The organism is Aquipseudomonas ullengensis, from assembly GCF_014174475.1.
GTDB lineage: Bacteria > Pseudomonadota > Gammaproteobacteria > Pseudomonadales > Pseudomonadaceae > Aquipseudomonas > Aquipseudomonas ullengensis.
Map to the genome: position 1 here is coordinate 553,375 of NZ_JACJUD010000003.1, position 19,097 is coordinate 572,471.

The 19,097-nt window shown below is 65.4% G+C and carries 18 protein-coding genes; 5 read left to right on the top strand and 13 right to left on the bottom strand.

Translation table 11 applies throughout. The annotated features are described in order from the left end of the window. Positions 1–157 precede the first annotated feature (157 nt). A complete protein-coding gene (locus H3H51_RS11880) occupies positions 158–1,501 on the bottom strand; it encodes a TAXI family TRAP transporter solute-binding subunit (RefSeq protein ID WP_183089243.1) in 1,344 nt (447 codons plus the stop codon). 102 nt (positions 1,502–1,603) lie between these two features. Beyond that, on the bottom strand, positions 1,604–2,869 hold the full coding sequence (yjeH, locus tag H3H51_RS11885; protein ID WP_183089244.1) for an L-methionine/branched-chain amino acid transporter: 1,266 nt from the start codon (positions 2,867–2,869) through the stop codon (positions 1,604–1,606). 133 nt (positions 2,870–3,002) lie between these two features. On the opposite strand from yjeH, the gene H3H51_RS11890 reads away from it, so the two are divergent. Further along, entirely contained in the window at positions 3,003–3,422 is a 420-nt protein-coding gene (locus tag H3H51_RS11890; RefSeq protein ID WP_183089361.1) for an Lrp/AsnC family transcriptional regulator, read from the top strand. 625 nt (positions 3,423–4,047) lie between these two features. On the opposite strand, the gene H3H51_RS11895 is transcribed toward H3H51_RS11890, so the two are convergent. The 4 genes from H3H51_RS11895 to H3H51_RS11910 are packed head-to-tail and all read right to left on the bottom strand — an operon-like array spanning position 4,048 to position 6,882. Then, complete coding sequence (locus H3H51_RS11895; RefSeq protein ID WP_183089245.1) at positions 4,048–4,635, bottom strand: IMPACT family protein; 588 nt, start codon at positions 4,633–4,635, stop codon at positions 4,048–4,050. A 4-nt stretch (positions 4,636–4,639) separates the two neighbouring features. Continuing rightward, positions 4,640–5,629: a 23S rRNA (adenine(1618)-N(6))-methyltransferase RlmF gene (gene rlmF, locus H3H51_RS11900; RefSeq protein WP_183089246.1), complete on the bottom strand. Its 990-nt coding sequence runs from the start codon at positions 5,627–5,629 to the stop codon at positions 4,640–4,642. Positions 5,630–5,674: 45 nt separating this feature from the next. Then, the gene (locus H3H51_RS11905) at positions 5,675–5,899 is read right to left on the bottom strand and encodes a TIGR02450 family Trp-rich protein (protein WP_183089247.1); all 225 of its coding nucleotides are present in this window, start codon (positions 5,897–5,899) and stop codon (positions 5,675–5,677) included. Further along, complete coding sequence (locus tag H3H51_RS11910; protein WP_183089248.1) at positions 5,896–6,882, bottom strand: NAD(P)/FAD-dependent oxidoreductase; 987 nt, start codon at positions 6,880–6,882, stop codon at positions 5,896–5,898. Before H3H51_RS11910 ends, H3H51_RS11905 begins: the two co-directional genes overlap by 4 nt. A 198-nt stretch (positions 6,883–7,080) precedes the next feature. Between H3H51_RS11910 and H3H51_RS11915 the strand changes: the two genes are divergently transcribed. Continuing rightward, positions 7,081–7,986 (top strand): TIGR01777 family oxidoreductase, encoded by a 906-nt coding sequence (locus H3H51_RS11915; RefSeq protein WP_183089249.1) that lies wholly within the window; start codon positions 7,081–7,083, stop codon positions 7,984–7,986. Beyond that, positions 7,983–9,005 (top strand): ferrochelatase, encoded by a 1,023-nt coding sequence (locus tag H3H51_RS11920; RefSeq protein WP_183089250.1) that lies wholly within the window; start codon positions 7,983–7,985, stop codon positions 9,003–9,005. Before H3H51_RS11915 ends, H3H51_RS11920 begins: the two co-directional genes overlap by 4 nt. 128 nt (positions 9,006–9,133) lie before the next feature. On the opposite strand, the gene H3H51_RS11925 is transcribed toward H3H51_RS11920, so the two are convergent. The 7 genes from H3H51_RS11925 to H3H51_RS11955 all read right to left on the bottom strand — a co-directional run bounded on the left by H3H51_RS11925 (position 9,134) and on the right by H3H51_RS11955 (position 16,805). After that, positions 9,134–9,427: a hypothetical protein gene (locus tag H3H51_RS11925; RefSeq protein ID WP_183089251.1), complete on the bottom strand. Its 294-nt coding sequence runs from the start codon at positions 9,425–9,427 to the stop codon at positions 9,134–9,136. 153 nt (positions 9,428–9,580) lie between these two features. Next, positions 9,581–10,765, bottom strand: a complete 1,185-nt coding sequence (locus H3H51_RS11930; RefSeq protein ID WP_183089252.1) for an acetyl-CoA C-acyltransferase — start codon at positions 10,763–10,765, stop codon at positions 9,581–9,583. Positions 10,766–10,792: 27 nt separating this feature from the next. Then, positions 10,793–11,227: an acyl-CoA thioesterase gene (locus H3H51_RS11935; RefSeq protein ID WP_183089253.1), complete on the bottom strand. Its 435-nt coding sequence runs from the start codon at positions 11,225–11,227 to the stop codon at positions 10,793–10,795. A 259-nt stretch (positions 11,228–11,486) separates the two neighbouring features. Further along, complete coding sequence (locus H3H51_RS11940) at positions 11,487–12,650, bottom strand: iron-containing alcohol dehydrogenase (protein ID WP_183089254.1); 1,164 nt, start codon at positions 12,648–12,650, stop codon at positions 11,487–11,489. Between the two features lie 18 nt (positions 12,651–12,668). After that, positions 12,669–13,661 (bottom strand): alpha/beta hydrolase family esterase, encoded by a 993-nt coding sequence (locus H3H51_RS11945; protein ID WP_183089255.1) that lies wholly within the window; start codon positions 13,659–13,661, stop codon positions 12,669–12,671. A gap of 118 nt (positions 13,662–13,779) precedes the next feature. Beyond that, positions 13,780–15,570 carry an acyl-CoA dehydrogenase C-terminal domain-containing protein gene (locus tag H3H51_RS11950; RefSeq protein ID WP_183089256.1) on the bottom strand — a complete coding sequence of 597 codons (1,791 nt, stop codon included), beginning with the start codon at positions 15,568–15,570 and terminating at the stop codon, positions 13,780–13,782. Then, positions 15,567–16,805: a 3-hydroxyacyl-CoA dehydrogenase gene (locus H3H51_RS11955; RefSeq protein WP_183089257.1), complete on the bottom strand. Its 1,239-nt coding sequence runs from the start codon at positions 16,803–16,805 to the stop codon at positions 15,567–15,569. Before H3H51_RS11955 ends, H3H51_RS11950 begins: the two co-directional genes overlap by 4 nt. Positions 16,806–16,900: 95 nt before the next feature. Here H3H51_RS11955 and H3H51_RS11960 point away from each other — a divergent pair, with 95 nt between their 5' ends. Both H3H51_RS11960 and H3H51_RS11965 read left to right on the top strand, forming a co-directional pair. After that, complete coding sequence (locus H3H51_RS11960) at positions 16,901–17,800, top strand: LysR family transcriptional regulator (RefSeq protein WP_183089258.1); 900 nt, start codon at positions 16,901–16,903, stop codon at positions 17,798–17,800. 120 nt (positions 17,801–17,920) lie between these two features. After that, positions 17,921–18,994, top strand: coding sequence for an SMP-30/gluconolactonase/LRE family protein (locus tag H3H51_RS11965; protein ID WP_183089259.1), 1,074 nt, complete (start codon positions 17,921–17,923; stop codon positions 18,992–18,994). Positions 18,995–19,097 lie beyond the last annotated feature (103 nt).

Consider the following 19,097-nt stretch of genomic DNA (forward strand, 5'->3'; position numbering starts at 1 on the left):
TGTGCTCCTTGGCGTTGCTGGCGTAACCAGCGCTGTTCTTGTGCAGTGCGTCCATATGGCACATCCCCGTGTCACTCGTCATCCTGATCAGCTCTTAATAGAAGCTGGCTCTGGAGCGGAGCTGAAAGGCGGCCGCTAACCCGGGGCAAATAATGGATCAACTAGAGGCGGGTATGGATGCCCCTGCAGTCGTGCGCCGCTGGTAGGCCTGCAGGCGTTCGATCATGTAGCGCAGGTGCATGTGCAGTTCGTACAGCTCGCTGGAATAGGACAGCGGCACCTCGACCCGCGCCAGTTCATCTTCCAGTTTCTCCAGACGGGAGATCTCGGCCTCTATGTCGCCATTCAGCTTGCCCTTGTAGAGCAGCTGGTCGATTTCGCGCAAGTGCTTGTACCAGCGGTAGATGCGCGCGCGGATGCGCCATTGGTAGATCGGCCCGATGGCCTTGAACAGCGGGAACAGCAATACCAACAGTGGGATGGCCAGGATGATGTAGCGGTCGGCCAGCGAGGCGATGCGAAACGGCAGGTAGCGCTGCAGGATCGGCAGGCCCTTCTTGTAGTAGTAATCGGCCTCGTCCAGGGTGTGCAGCGACAGGGGTGGTGGTGCCGGGTAGCTGCCAGCCAGGTCGAGCAGGCTGCCGTTTTTCAGCACGGTTTTCGCCGCCTCGAGAATCAGCGGGGTGAGCGAGGGGTGGAAGCTTTCACCGGACACCAGGGTGGCCACCGGGCCGAGGGTGACGATGTCCTGCTCGGGGGTGTTCTGCGCCATGTCGAGCATGCCTTCGCCGACTTCGAGCTGGCTCAGGTAGGGCAGGCGGGCGAGGTAGGCGGCGGTGCGCCGCAGGCTGACCAGGCGCAGCGTGGGTTCGGCAGCCAGGCGCTGGATCAGCGGGTTCTCCGCCGGGCCGACGAAGAACGCGGCATCCAGCTCGCCGGCGAGCAGCGCATCGGCCGCGCGACTGCCACCGAGCTGCTGCCACTGTTTGGGGTAGTGCGCGGCGTCGATACGGTTGGCGGCGAACAGCGCGGCAGTGACGGCCTGGGTGCCGCTGTCGGCCCCGCCCACGGCCAGGCGCAGTTTCAGCAGGTCGGCCAGGCGCTGGAATTTCACTTTCTTGCTGGTGAACAGCCACAGCGGTTCGCGGTACATCACGCCGAGGCCATTGAGCGCCTCCCGTTCCTTGTCGGCCAGGGTCAGCTCCTGGCCGCTCTGCACCAGGGCCAGCTCGACTTCGCCGCTTTTCAGCTTGGCCAGGTTGTCCTGCGAGCCCTGGCTTTGCACCAGCTCCAGGGTGAAACCCTGCTGCTCCAGCTCGGCGCGCAGGCGCTCACCGAAGGCGTGATAACCGCCACCGACCGCGCCGGTAGCCATGCGCGCGTGCATCGGTGGCGGCGGGGCGGCGAAGTAGAACAGCGCGCCAACCAGGGCGGCCAGCACCGGCACGATCCACAGGTTGGTCAGGAGCATGATTTTCAGGTCGCGGAGGATGCGGCGCATGGGCGGTCCTTGTCGTGGCTTGAGCTACAGGATAGCCGGGCGACCTGCGTCGTTCTGCCAAAAAATCGCGCTGTCGGCAATCAGCTCCGTGGCGCCCCAGGGTCAAACAGCCTGCTTGCCGCGTGTGCTCCAGCGCTGCTGTGCGTAACCACACAACGCTAGCGCGGCCAGTAGCCCGAGGGCATACAGCGCTTCACCGCCGAGCATCACCAACACCAGGGCGCAGAGCAGGGTGCTGAAGCCCGCGATCAGGCGCCAGATGCCCTGCAGCAGCACCCAGCCGGCGGCCATGCTGAGCAGGTAGACCAGGATGAAGTTGCCGTTGGCGTAGCGGATCAGGTCATCCACCGACAGCTGCAGCACCCCGGCCAGCGCGGTGCACAGGCAGCAGCAGAGGATCACCAGCAGCAGCGCCTTGGCCGGTACGCCATGGCGGTTGCGCTGAGCCAGTGGCGTCGGCAGCTTGCCTTCGTCGGCCAGGCTCCAGATCAGCCGGGCGAAGCCCTGTACATAGACGTTCATCGAGGCGAAGCAGGCCAGGTAGCCGACCAGCGCCACCAGCCAGCGGGCTTTTTCGCCCAGCAGCAGATCCATCAGGCGTGGCAGCGAAGCGGCATCGCTGTGCACATCGCCGTACACGTTGAAGCTCAACACCGCCACCGAGAACGCCCAGTAGATCAGGCCGGCCAGCAGCACGCCGAGCAGCAGGGCGAGGGGGAAGTCGCGCTGCGGGTGCTTGAACTCTTCACCCAGGTGGGTGAAAGCCTCGATGCCGACGAAGCACCAGAACATCACCCCCAGCGCCGCCGGCAGCAGGTGCCAGGAACCGCTGATGGGTGGCAGCAGCGGCTGGCTGTGCAACGGCAGGTCGCCGACCCACCAGACCAGCGCCACCGTGCCAATGATGGCCAGGGCGATCAGCCCCTGCACCACGCCCGAGGCGCGTGCCGGGCGTTGGCCGAGTAGGAGCATGGCGCCGAGGGTGGCGAACTGGATCAGCAGTGCTTCACCGCGGCCGATGGGCAGCACGGCTTGCCAGAAACCGGTGGCGATATTCAGTGCCGCCGGCAAACCGACCGGCAGCACAGCGAGAAACAGGAAGGCGATCAAGCGCTCCATGCGCGGGCCGAAGGCGCGGCCGATCAGGTGCGGCGCACCACCGGCGTGAGGGAAACGCTTGCCCAACTGGGCGAAGGTGAAGGCCACCGGCAACACCAGCACGATGAGGATCAGCCAGGCCCACAGCGAGGCGCTGCCGGCAGCGGTGGCCGCCAGCGCCGGTACCACGAAAATGCCGGTGCCGAGGAGAGAGGTGCTGAGCAGCCCGATTCCCTGCAGCAGGCCCAACTCCTTGTTCAGACGACTCATGTTGTATGCTCGCGGCTTCTTTGCAATCCCGCCATGTTAAGCGGCTGGCGCTGCCATCGCTGCTGCCAGGTCGCCGCCGATGACCGGCAAACTGGCGGAATCGCCCGTCAAACTGCTTGTTGTCGAGAACACCGTGGACAAGTTCGATCACCAAATCATCGCCCTACTGCGCCAGGACGCCCGCACCTCTGTCAGCCAGATCGCCCGCGAGGTCAACCTGTCGCGCTCGGCGGTAGGTGAACGGATTCGCCAGCTGGAGCAGGGCGGGGTGATCCAGGGCTACCACGCGCGGGTGGCCAGCCCGCAGGGGGCGGCGGTGCGCGCCTTTCTCGAGCTGTTCTACAAGGACAGCCGCTGCCAGGACTACGTCGAGCGTATGCGTGCCTTTCCGGAAATCCGCCAGTGCTGCGGCATCAGCGGCGAGACCGACATGCTGGTGCTGGTGGAGGCGCCGAGCATGGCGCGCCTGGCCGAGATCCGCGGCGAGATCGAGAACTACCCCGGCATGCAGCGAGTGAAGACGCACATGGTGGTGCAGGAATGGGCGATGTAGGGTTGCACGCTGGATAGGCAATCCGGTGTGATTTGCCTGACGCGGAGTTAGCCGGGCGACAAGCCTATTACCGAGTTTTCTGAGTGTTCGGATTTCGCCCTCCCGGACGAGTCACTTGATTCGCTTCGCTCACCCTTCGGGCCAGCCTACGGCTGTTACTCCGCTTCGCTCCGTATCTCTTTGCACGCAGAGAAAGAAACCAAAGAGAAAGCGCTCCCGACATCCGGGTTTCTGATGGAGATCGAGCTCCGAGTTGTTTGAGTGCTCTTTGCTCTATTTGTTTAGCGCGAGCTTCCAGGCACCACCAAACGCCCCGTCAGGAGGGTGAGCGGAATCGTTGTGTAAGGGGTTGAGCGGCATGGATGCCGCGAGAGCCGCGATGGGCCAGGGATGGCCCTTCGCGGCGGGCCCCTGGAACGGCGATGGAGCGAACGAACCCGGAGCGAAGCGCAGGGCCGGATGCAGGGGCATAGCGTTTTTGCTTACTTTTTCCGCGCTTGGAAAAAGTGAGTCGCCCGGGAGGGCGAAACCAGAGGCTGTGGAACACTCTGAAATCAGCTGAACATCGCGACAAAAAACCGGCTCACACACTATTGCCTATCCGGCATGCCCCGAAGCTGGGCTTCTAGGGCACCAGCTCCAGCTGAATCCGCCCACGCCCAAGATCCGCCAATTGGCGTGTCGCTTCGTCGAAGCACTCGGTCGGCAGCGCCAGCTGTAGCAACGCGCCGTCGGCGTCGAAGGTTTCCTGTTCGATGACCATCTGCCAGTCGCCCAGGCGGGCCTTGACCCGCGCCAGGTCGGCGAATGGCACATGGCAGCGCGCCTGTACCCGTTGCACCAGGGCGACTCGTTCACCACCCTGCAGGCACTTGGCCGCGCTGCCGCCATAGGCGCGAGCCAGGCCGCCGGTGCCGAGCTGGATGCCGCCGTACCAGCGGATCACCAGCACCACCACCTGATCGCAATCCTGGCCTTCGATGGCCGCGAGTATCGGTCGGCCGGCGGTGCCGCCCGGTTCGCCATCGTCGTTGAAGCGGTATTGGTTGCCGCACTTCCAGGCCCAGCAGTTATGCGAGGCACTGCGGTCGCTGTGGGTCTCGATAAAGGCCTGGGCCTGCTCGGCGCTGGTGATGGGCGCGGCGAGGGCGAGGAAGCGGCTTTTGCGGATCTCCTCGCGGTACTCGCAGGCGGCCAGCAGGCTGAACGGCATGGCCTCAGCCCGCGCTGCGCTCGCGCAACCAGGTCGCACGTTGCTCGGGCGTATGGAAGGTCCAGGCAAGGAAGCGGCTCTGCTTGTTGCCCTGGGCCATCGCCACGCTGCGCACGTCCACGGCGCCCACTTTCTTCAGCAGGGCTTCGGTAGTCGACACATTGCTGGCCTTGGATACCAGGCTGCTGAACCACAGTACCTGGCTGGCCACGCCGGCGCTTTCGTTGACCATGCGTTTGAGAAAGCTGGCTTCGCCACCGGTGCACCACAGCTCGGCGCTCTGCCCGCCGAAGTTGAGCACCGGCAGTTTGCGTGCGGGGTCGAGTTTGCCGAGGTTCTTCCACTTGCGTCGGCTGCCGCTGGCGGCCTCTTCGGCGCTGGCATGGAAGGGCGGGTTGCACAGGGTCAGCTCGAAGCGCTCGCCTTCCTGCAACAGGCCTTTGAATATCTGCCCGCGCTGCTGTTGCTGGCGCAGTTCGATGGCCTCGCTCAGGCCGTTGGCCTGAATGATGGTGCGGGCCGAGGCCAGGGCGGTGTCGTCGATGTCCGCGCCGAGAAAGCCCCAGCCATAGTCGCTATGGCCGAGCAGCGGGTAGATGCAGCTGGCACCGGTGCCAATATCCAGCGCCCGGATCGCCTTGCCGCGTGGGATTGCGCCGCCATTCTCCGCCGCCAGCAGGTCGGCCAGGCCGTGCACGTAATCGGCGCGGCCGGGGATCGGCGGGCACAGGTAGCCGGGCGGAATGTCCCAGTGGGCGATGCCATACAGTTGGCGCAACAGGGCGCGGTTGAACACCCGTACCGCCTCGGGGTTGGCGAAGTCGATGCTCTGCTTGCCGTAGGGGTTGAGGATGACGAACTCGCCCAGTTCCGGGCTGCTGGCGATCAGCTTGGGGAAGTCGTAGCGGCCCTGATGGCGATTGCGCGGATGCAGCAACGCCTGGCTTTCACCGGGCTTGGCAGGTTGGGCGGGACGACTGGGCTTGTGTGGCATGGCGAGCGGTTCACTGGGCGGGGCGGGCATTGTCCCACAGGATGGCTACTTCCAGCCCATCTGCCAGCGCGTGCCGTCCTGCAGGTCGCGCCAGTCGAGGCGCTCGCTGCGCTGGGTGAGCACGGCCTGCAGTTCGATCTGCAGCACCACGCCTTCCTCGTCGCAGAACAGCTCGCTGACGAGGAAGTGTTTCTCGCGGTTCTGCGGTTGGCGCGCGGTCCATTTCGACAGCAGCAGCTTGCGCGGGTTGAGCCGCGTCCGGTCGCTCATTGGCGGTGCTCAAGCAGACGGCGGGCGGTTTCCTGGCCGCTCAGCCAGGCGCCTTCTACCCGGCCGGACAGGCACCAGTCGCCGCAGGCGTAGAGGCCCAGGTCGGCATCGGCGAGGGCGCCCCATTCGTGGGCGCTGGCCGGACGCGCATAGAGCCAGCGGTGCGCCAGGCTGAAAGCGGGGGCAGGCAGGGGGCAGCCGATCAGTTCGGCGAAGGCGCCATGCAGTTGCTCGATCACCGCTTCCTTGGGCAGGTCCAGGTGCTGCCGGCTCCAGCTGCTGCTGGCGTGCAGCACCCAGGTATCCAGGCTGTTGTCGCGCCCCGGTTTGCTGCGGTTGCGTGCCAGCCAGTCGAGCGGGCTGCCGCGCACGAAGCAGCCTTCTACGCGGGTCTCCAGTGGCGTGGCAAAGCCCAGGGCGACGGCCCAGGTCGGCTCCATCACCACGCTGGCGGCGGCGCTGGCGAGTTTCGGTGCGGCGCTGAGCAGGCCGGCCGCTTGTGGCGCGGGGGTGGCGATGATCACGCTGCTGAACGGGCCGTGGCTCTGGCCTTCGGCATCCTGCAATTCCCAGTAGTGCTCACCGCGAAACACCTCGGTGATGCGGCAGCTGAAATGCACCGGCAAGGCGCCGAGCATGGCGCGGGTGATGGCGCTCATGCGCGGCGTGCCGACCCAGCGCACCTGCTCGTCGGGCGAGGAGCTGAGGCCGTTTTCGTTGCAGTGGTAGAGCTGCGGGTCCCATTCGGCGACCCAGCCGCGAGCTTGCCACTGCTGGACCACTTCGACGAAACGGCGGTCGCGGGCGGTGAAGTACTGCGCGCCAAGGTCCAGCGAGCCGGCCTCGCTGCGCTTGCTGGCCATCCGCCCGCCGCTGCCACGGCTCTTGTCGAACAGTACGATCTCCAGGCCGGCAGCATGCAGCGCCTGGGCGGCGGAGAGTCCTGCCAGGCCGGTGCCGATGATGGCGATGGGTGCGTTCATGGTCTACCTCGTGTCCTTGGGTACAGGCTACGATGCTGACTTTTATTGTACAAATCTATTTGTATGTACAATTTTTATCGGTTCAAATCACCGTCCTGCTAAAACTGCGACGCTGGCTGGGAGCAGGCAAGGCACGAATGGACTTCATGACTCAGACTAGGGTGAGTCTGGCGCTTCACGCCACGCAAGGAGGACGTCATGCACATCTTGCTGACCGGCGGTACAGGTTTGATCGGGCGCGCGTTGTGCCGGCACTGGCTGGCGCAGGGGCATCAGCTGACGGTGTGGAGCCGCACCCCGCAGCAGGTAGCCGCTCTGTGTGGTGCGGCGGTGCGCGGTATCGGCAGCCTGCAGGACTACGGCGATGGCCCGCTGGATGCCGTGATCAACCTGGCCGGTGCGCCGATTGCCGAGCGGCCCTGGACGCACAAGCGCAAGGCGCTGCTGTGGGCCAGTCGTATCGGTCTGACCGAGCAATTGCTGGCCTGGCTGGAGACGCGCGAGCAGAAGCCGGCGCTGCTGATCTCTGGCTCGGCCGTGGGCTGGTATGGCGATGCGGGCGAGCGCGAGCTGCATGAGGACACGCCTCCGGTGGTCGAGGACTATGCCGCCCAGCTGTGTGGTGCCTGGGAAGAGACCGCGCTGCGCGCCGAGGAACAGGGTATCCGCGTGGTGCTGCTGCGCACCGGCTTGGTACTGGCGCCAAAGGGCGGCTTTTTGTCGCGCCTGTTGCTGCCGTTCAAACTGGGGCTGGGCGGGCCGATCGGCAATGGCCGGCAGTGGATGCCCTGGATTCACCTGCAGGATGAAATCGGCCTGATCGATTTTCTCTTGCGGCAGGAGACCGCTCGCGGTCCTTATAATGCCTGCGCGCCGCAGCCGGTGCGCAACAAGGCCTTCGCCACCGCCTTGGGCCGGGCACTGCATCGCCCGGCGTTGTTGCCGCTGCCGGGCTTGCTGCTGAAGGTTGGCCTGGGCGAATTGTCCGGCCTGCTGCTCGGCGGGCAGAAGGCCTTGCCGGTGCGCGCCGAGCAGGCTGGCTACGTATTTCGTTTTACCGCTATCGATGCGGCCCTGGCCGACATCCTCAAGGACGCTGCATGACAGATCACGCATTGCTGTTGGTCAACCTCGGTTCGCCGGCCTCCACTTCGGTGGCCGATGTGCGTCGTTATCTCAACCAGTTCCTGATGGACCCCTATGTGATCGACCTGCCCTGGCCGATCCGTCGTCTGCTGGTGTCGCTGATCCTGATCAAGCGCCCGGCGCAGTCGGCGCACGCCTACGCCTCGATCTGGTGGCCGGAAGGCTCGCCGCTGGTGGTACTCAGCCAGCGCCTGCAGCAGGCGATGGCGCCGTTGTGGCGGCACGGCCCGGTCGACCTGGCGATGCGTTATGGCGAGCTGTCGATCGAGAAGGCGCTGCTGCGCCTGGCCGCGCAGGGTGTCAAGCGGGTGACCCTGGCGCCGCTGTATCCGCAGTTCGCCGACAGCACCACAACCACGGTGATCGAGGAAGCCAAGCGCGTGCTGCGCGACCAGCAGTTGCCCCTGCAACTGGCAATCCTGCCGCCGTTCTTCGAACAGCCGGAATACCTCGATGCCCTGGTCGCCAGCGCCCAGCCACACCTGGCGCAAGGCTTCGATCATCTGCTGCTGAGTTTCCACGGCCTGCCCGAGCGCCATCTGCATAAACTCGACCCCGGCGGTCATTGCCTCAAAGGTGCCGATTGCTGCAAGACGGCTTCGCTACAGGTGCTTGCCACCTGCTACCGCGCCCAGTGCCTGCGCAGCGCCGAACTGTTCGCCGAGCGCGCTGGCTTGCAGCCGGGTCAGTGGTCGGTGTCGTTCCAGTCGCGCCTGGGCCGCGCCAAGTGGATCGAGCCCTACACCGAGGCGCGCCTCGACGAACTGGGCAAGGCCGGGGTGAAAAAGCTGCTGGTGATGTGCCCGGCGTTCGTCGCCGACTGCATCGAAACCCTGGAAGAGATCGGCATGCGTGGCCAGGAGCAGTTCCAGCAAGCGGGTGGTGAGGAACTGGTGCTGGTGCCGTGCCTTAACGAACATCCGCAGTGGGTGACGGCGTTGCGGGTGCTGAGTGAGAGAGCCCCGAAAGAGCTTTGATGGACGAGGGAGGAGGGGCTGCTGAGGCATGGCAGCTCGGCGCTGCCCTCTATTGCATGCCGGCTTGGGGCTAGCCGGCGACTCTTTCAGGTGAGCGGAGTCGCCGTGTAGCCGTTGCCAGCAGGAGTTCAGTCCCGGCGTTTATCAAGGCACTCACGACGCAGGGTGAGGCTGTTGATCTCGTGGCAATTGATCAGGTAATCATCGTTGTCGTAATCATCTTTGCTTTTACCCTTTGCCTTGTCGCAATTGCCCTTCTCATTGCAATTGCCTTTGCCTTTTTGATCGCTGTCCTGATCTCGAAGGCAATCTCTGACGTCACTTGCGCTGCCTGCGTCTTTGCAATCCGAACCGGCAAATGCCAGCGATGGCAGGGTCGGGGAAAGTAAGAGTGCGCATACAAGGGTCGCTACGATTCGCATACCTGAACTCCTGAGTAAATGGCTTTGGGCGGCTACGACCTTGCCGTGCGATCTGACTATAGTCGCCGTCCCGGAAGGGCGCCCGCGCGACTCTGGCGCACAAACAAAAACGGAGGCCGAAGCCTCCGTTTTGTAGTCGTTGCGAAGTCGTGCTTACAGCACTTCGAACAGACCTGCAGCACCCATGCCGCCGCCGACGCACATGGTGATCACCACGTACTTCACGCCACGACGCTTACCTTCCAGCAGGGCGTGACCGACCATGCGCGCACCGCTCATGCCGTACGGGTGGCCGATGGAGATGGCGCCACCGTTGACGTTCAGCTTGGCCGGGTCGATGCCGAGTTTCTGCGCGCTGTACAGCACCTGGCAGGCGAAGGCTTCGTTGAGCTCCCACAGGCCGATATCGTCGACGGTCAGGCCATGCTGCTTGAGCAGTTTCGGTACGGCGAACACCGGGCCGATACCCATTTCTTCCGGAGCCAGACCGGCTACGGCGATGCCGCGGTACAGGCCCAGCGGCTGGATGCCGCGCTGGGCGGCCAGGGAGCCGCTCATCAGCACGCTGGCGCTGGCGCCGTCGGACAGTTGGCTGGCGTTACCGGCGGTGATGCAGCCGCCTTCGATGACTGGTTTGAGCTTGCTCAGGTCGCCCAGCACGGTTTGCGGGCGGTTGCCTTCGTCGATGCTCAGGGTGACGTCTTCGAACGTCACCGCGCCGGTTTCCTTGTCGACCAGTTTCTTGCGTGCGCTGACCGGAACGATTTCATTGGCGAACAGGCCGGCGGCTTGGGCGGCGGCGGTGCGTTGCTGCGATTGCAGGGAGTAGGCGTCCTGGGCTTCGCGGCTGATGTTGTAGCGTTTGGCGACGATTTCGGCGGTCTGCAGCATCGGCATGTAGGCGTTTTCGGCCATCTTCACCACGGCCGGATCGTAGTCGGCGGCAGTCCACTTCATGTGGGTGTTCTGCACCAGGCTGATCTGCTCCTGGCCAGCGCCGACGGTAACGGCCATGCCGTCGACCATGATCTGCTTGGCGGCGATGGAGATGGCCATCAGGCCGGAGGCGCACTGGCGGTCGATGGTCTGCCCGCTGACGGTCAGCGGCAGGCCGGCGGCCAGCAGCGACAGGCGCGCCAGGTTGGTCGAGGCGGTGCCGCCCTGCATGGCGGTGCCCATCACCAGGTCTTCGATTTCGCCCGGCTCGATGCCGGAGCGCTCGACCGCGGCACGGATGGCGACGGCGGCCATGGACGGCGACTTGAGGTCGTTGAAGGCGCCGCGGAAGGCCTTGGCGATCGGGGTGCGGGCGGTGGAGACGATGACGGCGTCTTGCATGACGGATTCCTCAGCTGTTGTTTTTGATCAGTCGCGCAGCAGGCGGGCGAGCGCCGTGCGCAGGTTGTCGGGAATGCTTACCGGACGATTGCTCGCGCGGTCGACGAACACGTGGACGAAGCGGCCGGCGGCGCAGGCCTGCTCTTCACCGGCCTTGAAGATGGCCAGCTCGTACTGCACTGAACTGTTGCCCAGTTTGCCGACCCGCAGGCCGACCTCGATGCGCTCGGGGAATGCGATGGAGGCGAAGTAGTCGCACGACGAGCTGACCACGAAGCCGACTACGTCGCCGTCGTGGATATCCAGGCCACCGACTTCGATCAGGTAGGTGTTCACCGCGCTGTCGAAGAAGCCGTAATAGACCACGTTGTTGACGTGACCATAGACGTCGTTGTCGTGCCAGCGCGTGGTGATCGGCTGGAAGTGCGCGTAGTCGCTGCGCAGGTGTTCGGGCTGGCTCATGCTCTGCTCTCGTCTTGCTTGCGTACCACCCTAAGGCCTGGCCGGTGCGCGGGATAGTTTGATTCGTGGGCTGTATTGCGGGTTATTGGTCAGGTCACCCCTCTCCCTGCGGGGGAGGGAAGGGGCTGCGGGCAACTCGCTTTCCCTCACCCTGGCCCTCTCCCGGAGGGAGAGGGGGGCAGCTCCGTAGGGTGGATGTCGCTCTATACATCCACCTTCGGTCACGCTCGGTGGATCGATGATGCGCGCCCCCCCCTACTCAGTACGCGGCGCGGTAGATCGCCAGGGCGTCGGCTTCGCTGACTTCGCGTGGGTTATTCACCAGCAGGCGCTGCTGCAGCATGGCGTCGCTGGCCATCTGTTCGAGCATGTTTTCTGGCACCTCGGCGTCACGCAGGCGCGACGGCAGGCCACAGCGCTGGTTGAGTGCCGCCAGCTCGCTGATGAACTGCTCGCACAGGCTCTGCGCGTCACCTGGCTGCAGGCGCTCGCCGAGGATCAGCGGGGCCAGTTCGGCATACAGCGGCATCGCCAGCGGCGCGTTGAAGCGCAGCACGTGCGGCAGCACCAGGGCGTTGCTCAGGCCGTGGGGAATGTGGAAGTGCCCGCCCAGCGGGTAGGCCAGCGCGTGTACCGCCGCGCACGGCGAGTTGGCGAAGGCCTGGCCGGCGAGCAGGGCGCCGAGCAGCATGGCTTGGCGCGCCTCGCGGTTCTGGCCGTTGTGCACCGCCTGGTCGAGGTTGGCGGCAAGCAGGCGCAGGGCCTCGCGGGCCAGCAGGTCGGACAGCGGGTTCTTCTTGATCTTGCTGGTGTAGGCCTCGATGGCATGCACCATGGCGTCGATGCCGGTGGCCGCGGTCACGGCCGGCGGCAGGCCGAGGGTCAGGTCGGCGTCGAGCACGGCCAGGTCCGGCAGCAGCAGCGGCGAGACCACACCCATCTTGGTGGTTTCACCGGTGGTGATGATGGCGATCTGGGTGACTTCCGAACCAGTGCCGGCAGTGGTCGGTACTTGGATCAGCGGCAGGCGCTGGCCCTTGGCATTGCCCACGCCGTAGATGTCCTTGAGCGACTGCGCGCAGCTCGGGTGGGCGAGCAGGGCGACCAGCTTGGCGACGTCCATCGAACTGCCGCCACCGAAGCCGATCACCAATTGCGCTTCGAGCGCGCGGGCACGTTCCACGGCATTGAGGACGATGGCCTCCGGCGGGTCGGCCACCACCTGGTCGAACACCTCGACGTTCAAACCGGCGCTGGCGAAGCCCGGCAGCACGCCATTGAGCAGGCCGAAGCGGGTGATGCCCGGGTCGGTGACGATCAGCACGCGCTGGGCGCCGCGCTCGCGGCACAGTTCGGCCAGGCGTACGGCCGAGCCGGATTCACAGAGGATTTGCGCGGTAGTGGCGAAACTGAAGGGTTGCATGGCTATACCTCCGGACGATTAGGGCTGCGCCGGCACAGGGCGCTGGCGGGCGAAGAAGTCCCAGATCACCTGTGGGCCGGCAAAGCCGGACAGGGTCGGGCCGAGCAGGCGCGGAGCACGGAACTGCGCCTGGGGAATCAGGTGGCCGCCGCCGATCAGCGAATACAGTGCCACTTCGGCACGGTCACCGGTTTGCCACTGGTCGAGCGTCACGCGACGGGCACGGTCGTCTGGGTCGCTCCAGACGGTGCTGTTGTGCACGGCGGCAGGCGGATACCCGGCCAGGTTGGCGAAGTACAGCGCCGATTCGTAGGACGAGCGCACGGTGCCGCGATTGCCCAGGCCGAACAGGGTGACGACGCCACCGTTGTACGGGTTGACCGGGTCACGGGTGCCGTTCATGAACAGCACCGGCACGGCCTGGCCGGACGGCGTGCAGTCGAGGTTGTCGTCGGTTGGCAGGTTGGCCGCGATGGCGGCGACGCCAGCCAGCAGCTGCGGTTGTTCCAGGGCGATGCGCAGCCCCAGGTGGCCACCGTTGGAATAGCCGGCGAGGAAGGCGCGGCGCGGGTCGGCGCCATGCTGTGCGGCGAAGCGCTGGATCAGTGCGGCGATCAGGCCCTTGTCATCGATGTTCTGCGTGCGCGCCGGGTAGTCGGCCGTGCGGCGGCAGTCGTTCCAGTTGTTCTTGAAACCCTGCGGGTAGACGACGATGAAACCGTGCTGGTCGGCCAGGCGCTCGAACTGGTAGCCGGTGAAGGTGCGCATGTCTTCGATGGTTTGCAGCGAACCATGCAGGACGAACAGCAGCGGCGCGTTGGCTGGCAGCTTGGCCGGGAGATAGAACGCATAGTCGCGCTGCAGGCCGCCGAGTTCGATGCGCTCGTGCTGCAGGGTAGCGCTCAAGGCCGGTGCGGCGGGCTTGGGCGCGTGGAGGAAATAGGCATACAGACCGCCGGCAATGACGACGATCAGCAGGAGTGCGTAGAGGGCTATTTTTATTATTTTCACCAAAGGCTCTCGGTCAGATCGGGGTTACCCCGGTAGGCGAAATCCGCAGGATGGGTTGAGCGCAGGGATACCCATGCAGAGACCTGCAGGGCATCGCTGCACTCAACGCCAAAGCGCATCAGAAGGCGAAGCTGTCTTCCGGCATCGCCATCAGGCAGTCCGCGCCACCCAACAGGGCTTCGCGGTGGCTGCTGGCGCGCGGCAGCACGCGGCGCACATAGAACGCGGCGCTGTGCAGCTTGGCCTGGTAGAACTCGATTTCGCTGCTGCCGGCATCCAGGGCGTCCTGGGCCTTGGCGGCGGCCTGCAGCCAGAAACCGGCCAGCAGCACGTAGGCCGAGTACTGCAGGAAGTCCACCGAGGTGGCGCCGATCTCCTGGGCGTCGCGCTGGCTCATGGCGATCACTTCGGCGCTCAGCTCGCGCCACTGGTTCAGGCGCTCGCCGACCACCTTGCCCAGCTCGGCGAGTGCCGGCCGTGCGCTGGCCTGGTCAGCCAGGTCGGCGAACTCGCCGATCAGCGCATTGAGCTCGCTGCCGCCATCACCGAGCACCTTGCGGCGGATGTAGTCCAGTGCCTGGATGCCGTTGGTACCCTCGTAGAGCTGGGTGATGCGGCTGTCGCGCATCAGTTGTTCCATGCCCCACTCGCGGATGAAACCGTGGCCGCCGTAGACCTGTACCGCGTGGCTGGCGACTTCCTGGCCCATGTCGGTGAAGAAGGCTTTGACGATCGGGATCAGCAGCGCCGCGCGCTTGCTGGCGGCCTTGCGCTCGGCGGCGTCGCTCGCACCGTGCTCCAGATCGAGCTGGCGTGCGGTGTAGGCGGCGAGCATGCGGCTGCCTTCGACCAGGCTCTTCTGGGTCAGCAGCATGCGCCGCACATCCGGGTGGACGATGATCGGGTCGGCGGCTTTCTCCGGTTGCTGGGCACCGGCCAGGCCACGCGATTGCAGGCGCTCACGGGCATAGCGCAGGGCACCCTGGAACGCCGCCTCGGCGATGCCCAGACCTTGCAGGCCAACCTGGAAGCGCGCGTCGTTCATCATGGTGAACATGCAGGCCAGGCCCTGGTTGGCGTCGCCAATCAGCCAGCCGGTGGCGCCGTCGAAGTTCATCACGCAGGTGGACGCGCCCTTGATGCCCATCTTGTGTTCGATCGCGCCGCAGGACAGGGCGTTCTTGTCGCTCAGCGAACCGTCGGCCTTGGCCACGAACTTGGGTACCAGGAACAGGCTGATGCCTTTCACCCCGGCCGGCGCATCCGGCAGGCGTGCCAGTACCAGGTGGACGATGTTCTCGGAGAAATCCTGCTCGCCGCCGCTGATGAAGATCTTGCTACCGCTGACCTTGTAGCTGCCGTCGGCTTGCGGTTCTGCCTTGCTGCGCAGCAGGGCCAGGTCGGTACCGGCCTGGGGCTCGGTCAGGCACATGGTGCCGGTCCACTGGCCGCTGACCATCTTCGCCAGGTAGTCCTTCTGCAGCTCCGCGCTGCCGTGCTTGTGCAGGGCCAGTACGGCGCCCTCGGTCAGGCCCGAGTAGACGCGGAACGACAGCGACGAGGCCATCAGCATTTCATGGAAGGTGAACGCCACCAGCTGCGGGAAACCCTGGCCGCCGAAGTCGACCGGGCCGGTCATGCTCGCCCAGCCGTTGTCGACGAATTGCTGGTAGGCGGCGCGGAAGCCCTTGGGTGTGGTCACGTTGCCGTCGACCAGTTGGCAGCCTTCTTCATCGCTGTTGCGGTTGAGCGGGGCGATTTCGTTGCCGGTAAAGGCGGCGGCTTCTTCCAGCACGCCGTCGATCAGCTCGCGGTCGAGGCCGTTGCCGAGCAGCTCGCAGTGGGCGCTGACATCGAACAGTTCGTGCAGCACGAAGCGCATGTCGCGCAGTGGGGCTTGATAGCTCATACGTTGCCTTCCTTCACATCGGCGAAGCGCTTGCCATTGGCGGCGAGCGTCTCGATCAGTTTGGCTGGTTGCCAGTGTGCGCCAAAGCGCTCGCTCAGGTGCAGCAGGCGGTCGCGAATGGATGCCGCGCCCTGGCTGTCGGCCCAGCTCATCGGCCCACCCTTGTCGGCGGGGAAACCATAGCCGTTGAGGTAGACCAGGTCGACGTCATGGCTGTTGGCGGCGATGTTCTCTTCGAGGATTTTCGCCCCTTCGTTAACCAGGGCCAGCAGGCAGCGCTCGAGGATTTCCTCGGCGCCGATGCTGCGGCGGTCGTAGCCCAGACTTTCGGAAACCTGCAGCACCAGGGCGTCGACTTCCGGATCGTGCTCGGCCTGGCGGCTGCCTGGCGCATAACTGTAGTAGCCCTTGCCGGCTTTCTGGCCGAAGCGGCCGAGTTCGCACAGGCGGTTGTCGACCTGTACTTGCGGCACGTCCTGGCCCTTGCCGGCCAGCTCGCGTGCGCGCCATTCGAGGTCGATGCCGACCACGTCATACATGCGGAACGGGCCCATGGCGAAGCCGAAGCCCTGCAGCGCAGCGTCGACCTGATGCGGGTAGGCGCCTTCGAGGAGCATGCTGCGGGCCTCGAATACGTAGGTGTGGAGCATGCGGTTGCCGATGAAACCGTCGCAGTTACCCGCTACCACGCTGATCTTGCCGATGCGCTTGCCCAGGTCGAGGGCGGCGTCCAGCACGGCCGGGGCGGTTTTGCCGCCGCGCACGATTTCCAGCAGTTTCATGATGTGCGCCGGGCTGAAGAAGTGCAGACCGAGCACCTGTTGCGGACGCTGGGTGACGGCGGCGATGGCGTCGATATCCAGTGCCGAGGTGTTGCTGGCGAGGATGGCCGAGGGCTTCAGCAGGCCGTCGAGGGTACGGAAGATCTGTTGCTTGAGCTCCAGGTTCTCGTACACCGCCTCGATCACCAGGTCGGCATCGGCCAGCGCGGCGTAGTCGCCCACCGCGCTGACCAGGGTGCGCCGGGCGCCGGCCTGGGCTTCGTCGATGCGGCCCTGACGCACGTTGTGCGCCCAGGTGTCGGCGATGTTGGCCAGTGCCTGTTCGAGCATCTGCGGGTTGTTGTCCAGCCAGAGTACCGGGATGCCGGCGTTGGCCAGGCTCATCACAATACCGCGGCCCATGGTGCCGGCGCCGATCACGGCGGCTTGCTGGATGCTAGGACTGTTGCTCATCGATCTTCCCCACATGGCGATACAGAAAGAGACGCACCTTAGGTAAGGCATTACTATTTGAGAAATTTAGTCTTGTGATAAGTTGAATTTGCCTCGTGAATATATCGACCTTTGACCTCAACCTGCTGCGCGTCCTTGATGCCCTGCTGCGCGAGCGCAACGTCTCGCGCGCGGCCGAGCGTCTGTCGTTGAGCCAGCCGGCGGTGAGCAACGCGCTCAGTCGGCTACGTGACCAGCTGGATGATCCGCTGCTGGTGCGGGTCGGTCGGAGCATGCAGCCGACGCCTCGCGCCCTGGCCCTGGAAATGCCGATTCGCGATGCCCTGCAGCACATCGAGCAGAGCCTCAGCGACGGCGCGCCGTTCGATCCGGCCCGCAGCCGCCAGCGCTTTCGCATCGCGGTGACCGATTATGTCGAGCTGATCCTCATGCCGCGTCTCCTGAAGCTACTGGCCGAACTGGCGCCAGGGCTGCAGATCGACATTCAGCACCTGAGCCCGAGCCTGCCCGCCGATGCCCTGGACAAGGGCGAGCTGGACCTGGTGCTGGGGCGCTTCGAACAGGTGCCGGCGCGATTCAACAGCCAGCACTGGGTCAGCGAAACCCTGCAACTGCTGGCGCAGCGCGAGCACCCGCAGTTGGCCGAGGGGCTCGATCTGCAGCGCTTCCTGCAACTGCGTCACCTCTGGGTGCATGGCGGCCAGACCCGCGGCATGGTCGATCAGTGGCTGGGCGAACAGGGTCTGGAGCGGCGTATCGTCTACACCACGCCGAACTACCTGCAGGCCGCGCATATCGTCGCCAGTAGCGAGCTGGTGGCGGTGCTGCCCACGCGCCTGGCGCGCTATTTCGCCGATCTGCTGCCGCTGAGCCTGCACCCGTTACCCTTTGAGTTGGGCCCGTTCCATTTGGATGTGGTCAGCCTCGGCCTGCGCCAGCGCGATGCGGCGCTGCAGTGGCTGATCGCGCAGATCCTGGCGATTGGTCAGCGCTGAAGCGGCCGGCGTGGCTCTGCAGCTAACGGCAAAGTCAGTGCTTTGGCCTGGCCGGCGATGTTGTCCGGCAGGCCGCTTCACTAGGCTGGGCGGACAATAACGCCAACAAGGATTGCCCCCATGCGCAAGCTCCTGCTCATGCTCCCGCTCGCCGGTCTCGCTTACCTGCTGTTCTGGCCAACCGGCCTGCAACCCGTGGCCTGGCAGCCGCAGCCGGTTCCTGCTGCAACTGGCATTTGGGCGCCCAATCAGCGCCTGGATGGCGCGGTGCTGGAGCAGCAGGGCTTGTCCGGGCCGGACACCGTGGTGGTGGACGACCAGGGGCGGCGCTACAGCGGCATCGGCGACGGACGCATCGTGCGCTGGCGTGCGGGTGAGCCGGCGCAGACCTTCGTGCAGCTGGATGGCCGTCCGGTGGGGCTGAACTTCGGTCCGGACGGCAGCCTGTACGCCGCCGACGAGGCCCATGCCCAGGTCTGGCGCATCTCGCCACAGGGCCAGGCCGAGCGCGTGGTGCAGAGCACGACGCAGCAGCCCTTTACCTTCCTCAATGACGTGTTCATCGCCCGCGACGGCCGCCTGTTCTTTACCGAGGCTTCCAGCCGCTGGGGCCTGGCTGACAACAAGCTGGCGCTGCTCGAGCATGGCGGCGACGGCAAGGTATTCGTGCGTTACCCGGATGGGCGGATCGAGCTGGTACTCGATGGCCTGGAGTTCGCCAACGGCGTGGTTCTCGCTCCGGACGAGTCCTACCTGCTGGTGGCGGAAACCGGCGCCTACCGCATTACCCGCCTGTGGCTGAACGGGCCACGAGCCGGCGAGCGCGAGGTGTTGCTGGACAACCTGCCGGCGTTCCCTGGCGACCTGTCGATCGCCCCGGATGGCAGCTACTGGTGCTCGTTCTTCTCGCCGCGCAAGGCGGTGCTGGACGCACTGGCACCCTGGCCGTTGGCGCGCAAGATTGCCTCACGTCTGCCACGTGCGCTGCTGACCAAGCCGGTGACCTATCCCTTTGTATTCCGCTTCGACGGCGAGGGCCGCGTGCAGGAAACCCTGCAGGCCTCCACCGGCGCCAACCTGCCCAGTTTCAGCAGCGTGGTGCAGAGCGGCGATGATCTGCTGCTGGGCTCGCCGGGCGGGGTGGGCGAGATCGATGCGGATCGCACCTACCGGGTGCGCTTGACGGTGCAGTAGGGATAGGCAGCTTTTCCCTACTTCATTGACGTGACCGCCTGATGACAGGCAAACGCTTATTCCAGAGCCTTTTAAGAATTGTCCGATGGTGTAGAAAAAGCGC

Excerpts from the sequence above, each read along its gene's own strand:
- H3H51_RS11880 (WP_183089243.1), bottom strand. The coding sequence starts at position 1,501 with ATGCGCCGCATCCTCCGCGACCTGAAAATCATGCTCCTGACCAACCTG.
- yjeH (WP_183089244.1), bottom strand. The coding sequence starts at position 2,869 with ATGAGTCGTCTGAACAAGGAGTTGGGCCTGCTGCAGGGAATCGGGCTG.
- H3H51_RS11895 (WP_183089245.1), bottom strand. The coding sequence starts at position 4,635 with ATGCCGTTCAGCCTGCTGGCCGCCTGCGAGTACCGCGAGGAGATCCGC.
- rlmF (WP_183089246.1), bottom strand. The coding sequence starts at position 5,629 with ATGCCACACAAGCCCAGTCGTCCCGCCCAACCTGCCAAGCCCGGTGAA.
- H3H51_RS11905 (WP_183089247.1), bottom strand. The coding sequence starts at position 5,899 with ATGAGCGACCGGACGCGGCTCAACCCGCGCAAGCTGCTGCTGTCGAAA.
- H3H51_RS11910 (WP_183089248.1), bottom strand. The coding sequence starts at position 6,882 with ATGAACGCACCCATCGCCATCATCGGCACCGGCCTGGCAGGACTCTCC.
- H3H51_RS11915 (WP_183089249.1), top strand. The coding sequence starts at position 7,081 with ATGCACATCTTGCTGACCGGCGGTACAGGTTTGATCGGGCGCGCGTTG.
- H3H51_RS11920 (WP_183089250.1), top strand. The coding sequence starts at position 7,983 with ATGACAGATCACGCATTGCTGTTGGTCAACCTCGGTTCGCCGGCCTCC.
- H3H51_RS11925 (WP_183089251.1), bottom strand. The coding sequence starts at position 9,427 with ATGCGAATCGTAGCGACCCTTGTATGCGCACTCTTACTTTCCCCGACC.
- H3H51_RS11930 (WP_183089252.1), bottom strand. The coding sequence starts at position 10,765 with ATGCAAGACGCCGTCATCGTCTCCACCGCCCGCACCCCGATCGCCAAG.
- H3H51_RS11935 (WP_183089253.1), bottom strand. The coding sequence starts at position 11,227 with ATGAGCCAGCCCGAACACCTGCGCAGCGACTACGCGCACTTCCAGCCG.
- H3H51_RS11940 (WP_183089254.1), bottom strand. The coding sequence starts at position 12,650 with ATGCAACCCTTCAGTTTCGCCACTACCGCGCAAATCCTCTGTGAATCC.
- H3H51_RS11950 (WP_183089256.1), bottom strand. The coding sequence starts at position 15,570 with ATGAGCTATCAAGCCCCACTGCGCGACATGCGCTTCGTGCTGCACGAA.
- H3H51_RS11955 (WP_183089257.1), bottom strand. The coding sequence starts at position 16,805 with ATGAGCAACAGTCCTAGCATCCAGCAAGCCGCCGTGATCGGCGCCGGC.
- H3H51_RS11965 (WP_183089259.1), top strand. The coding sequence starts at position 17,921 with ATGCGCAAGCTCCTGCTCATGCTCCCGCTCGCCGGTCTCGCTTACCTG.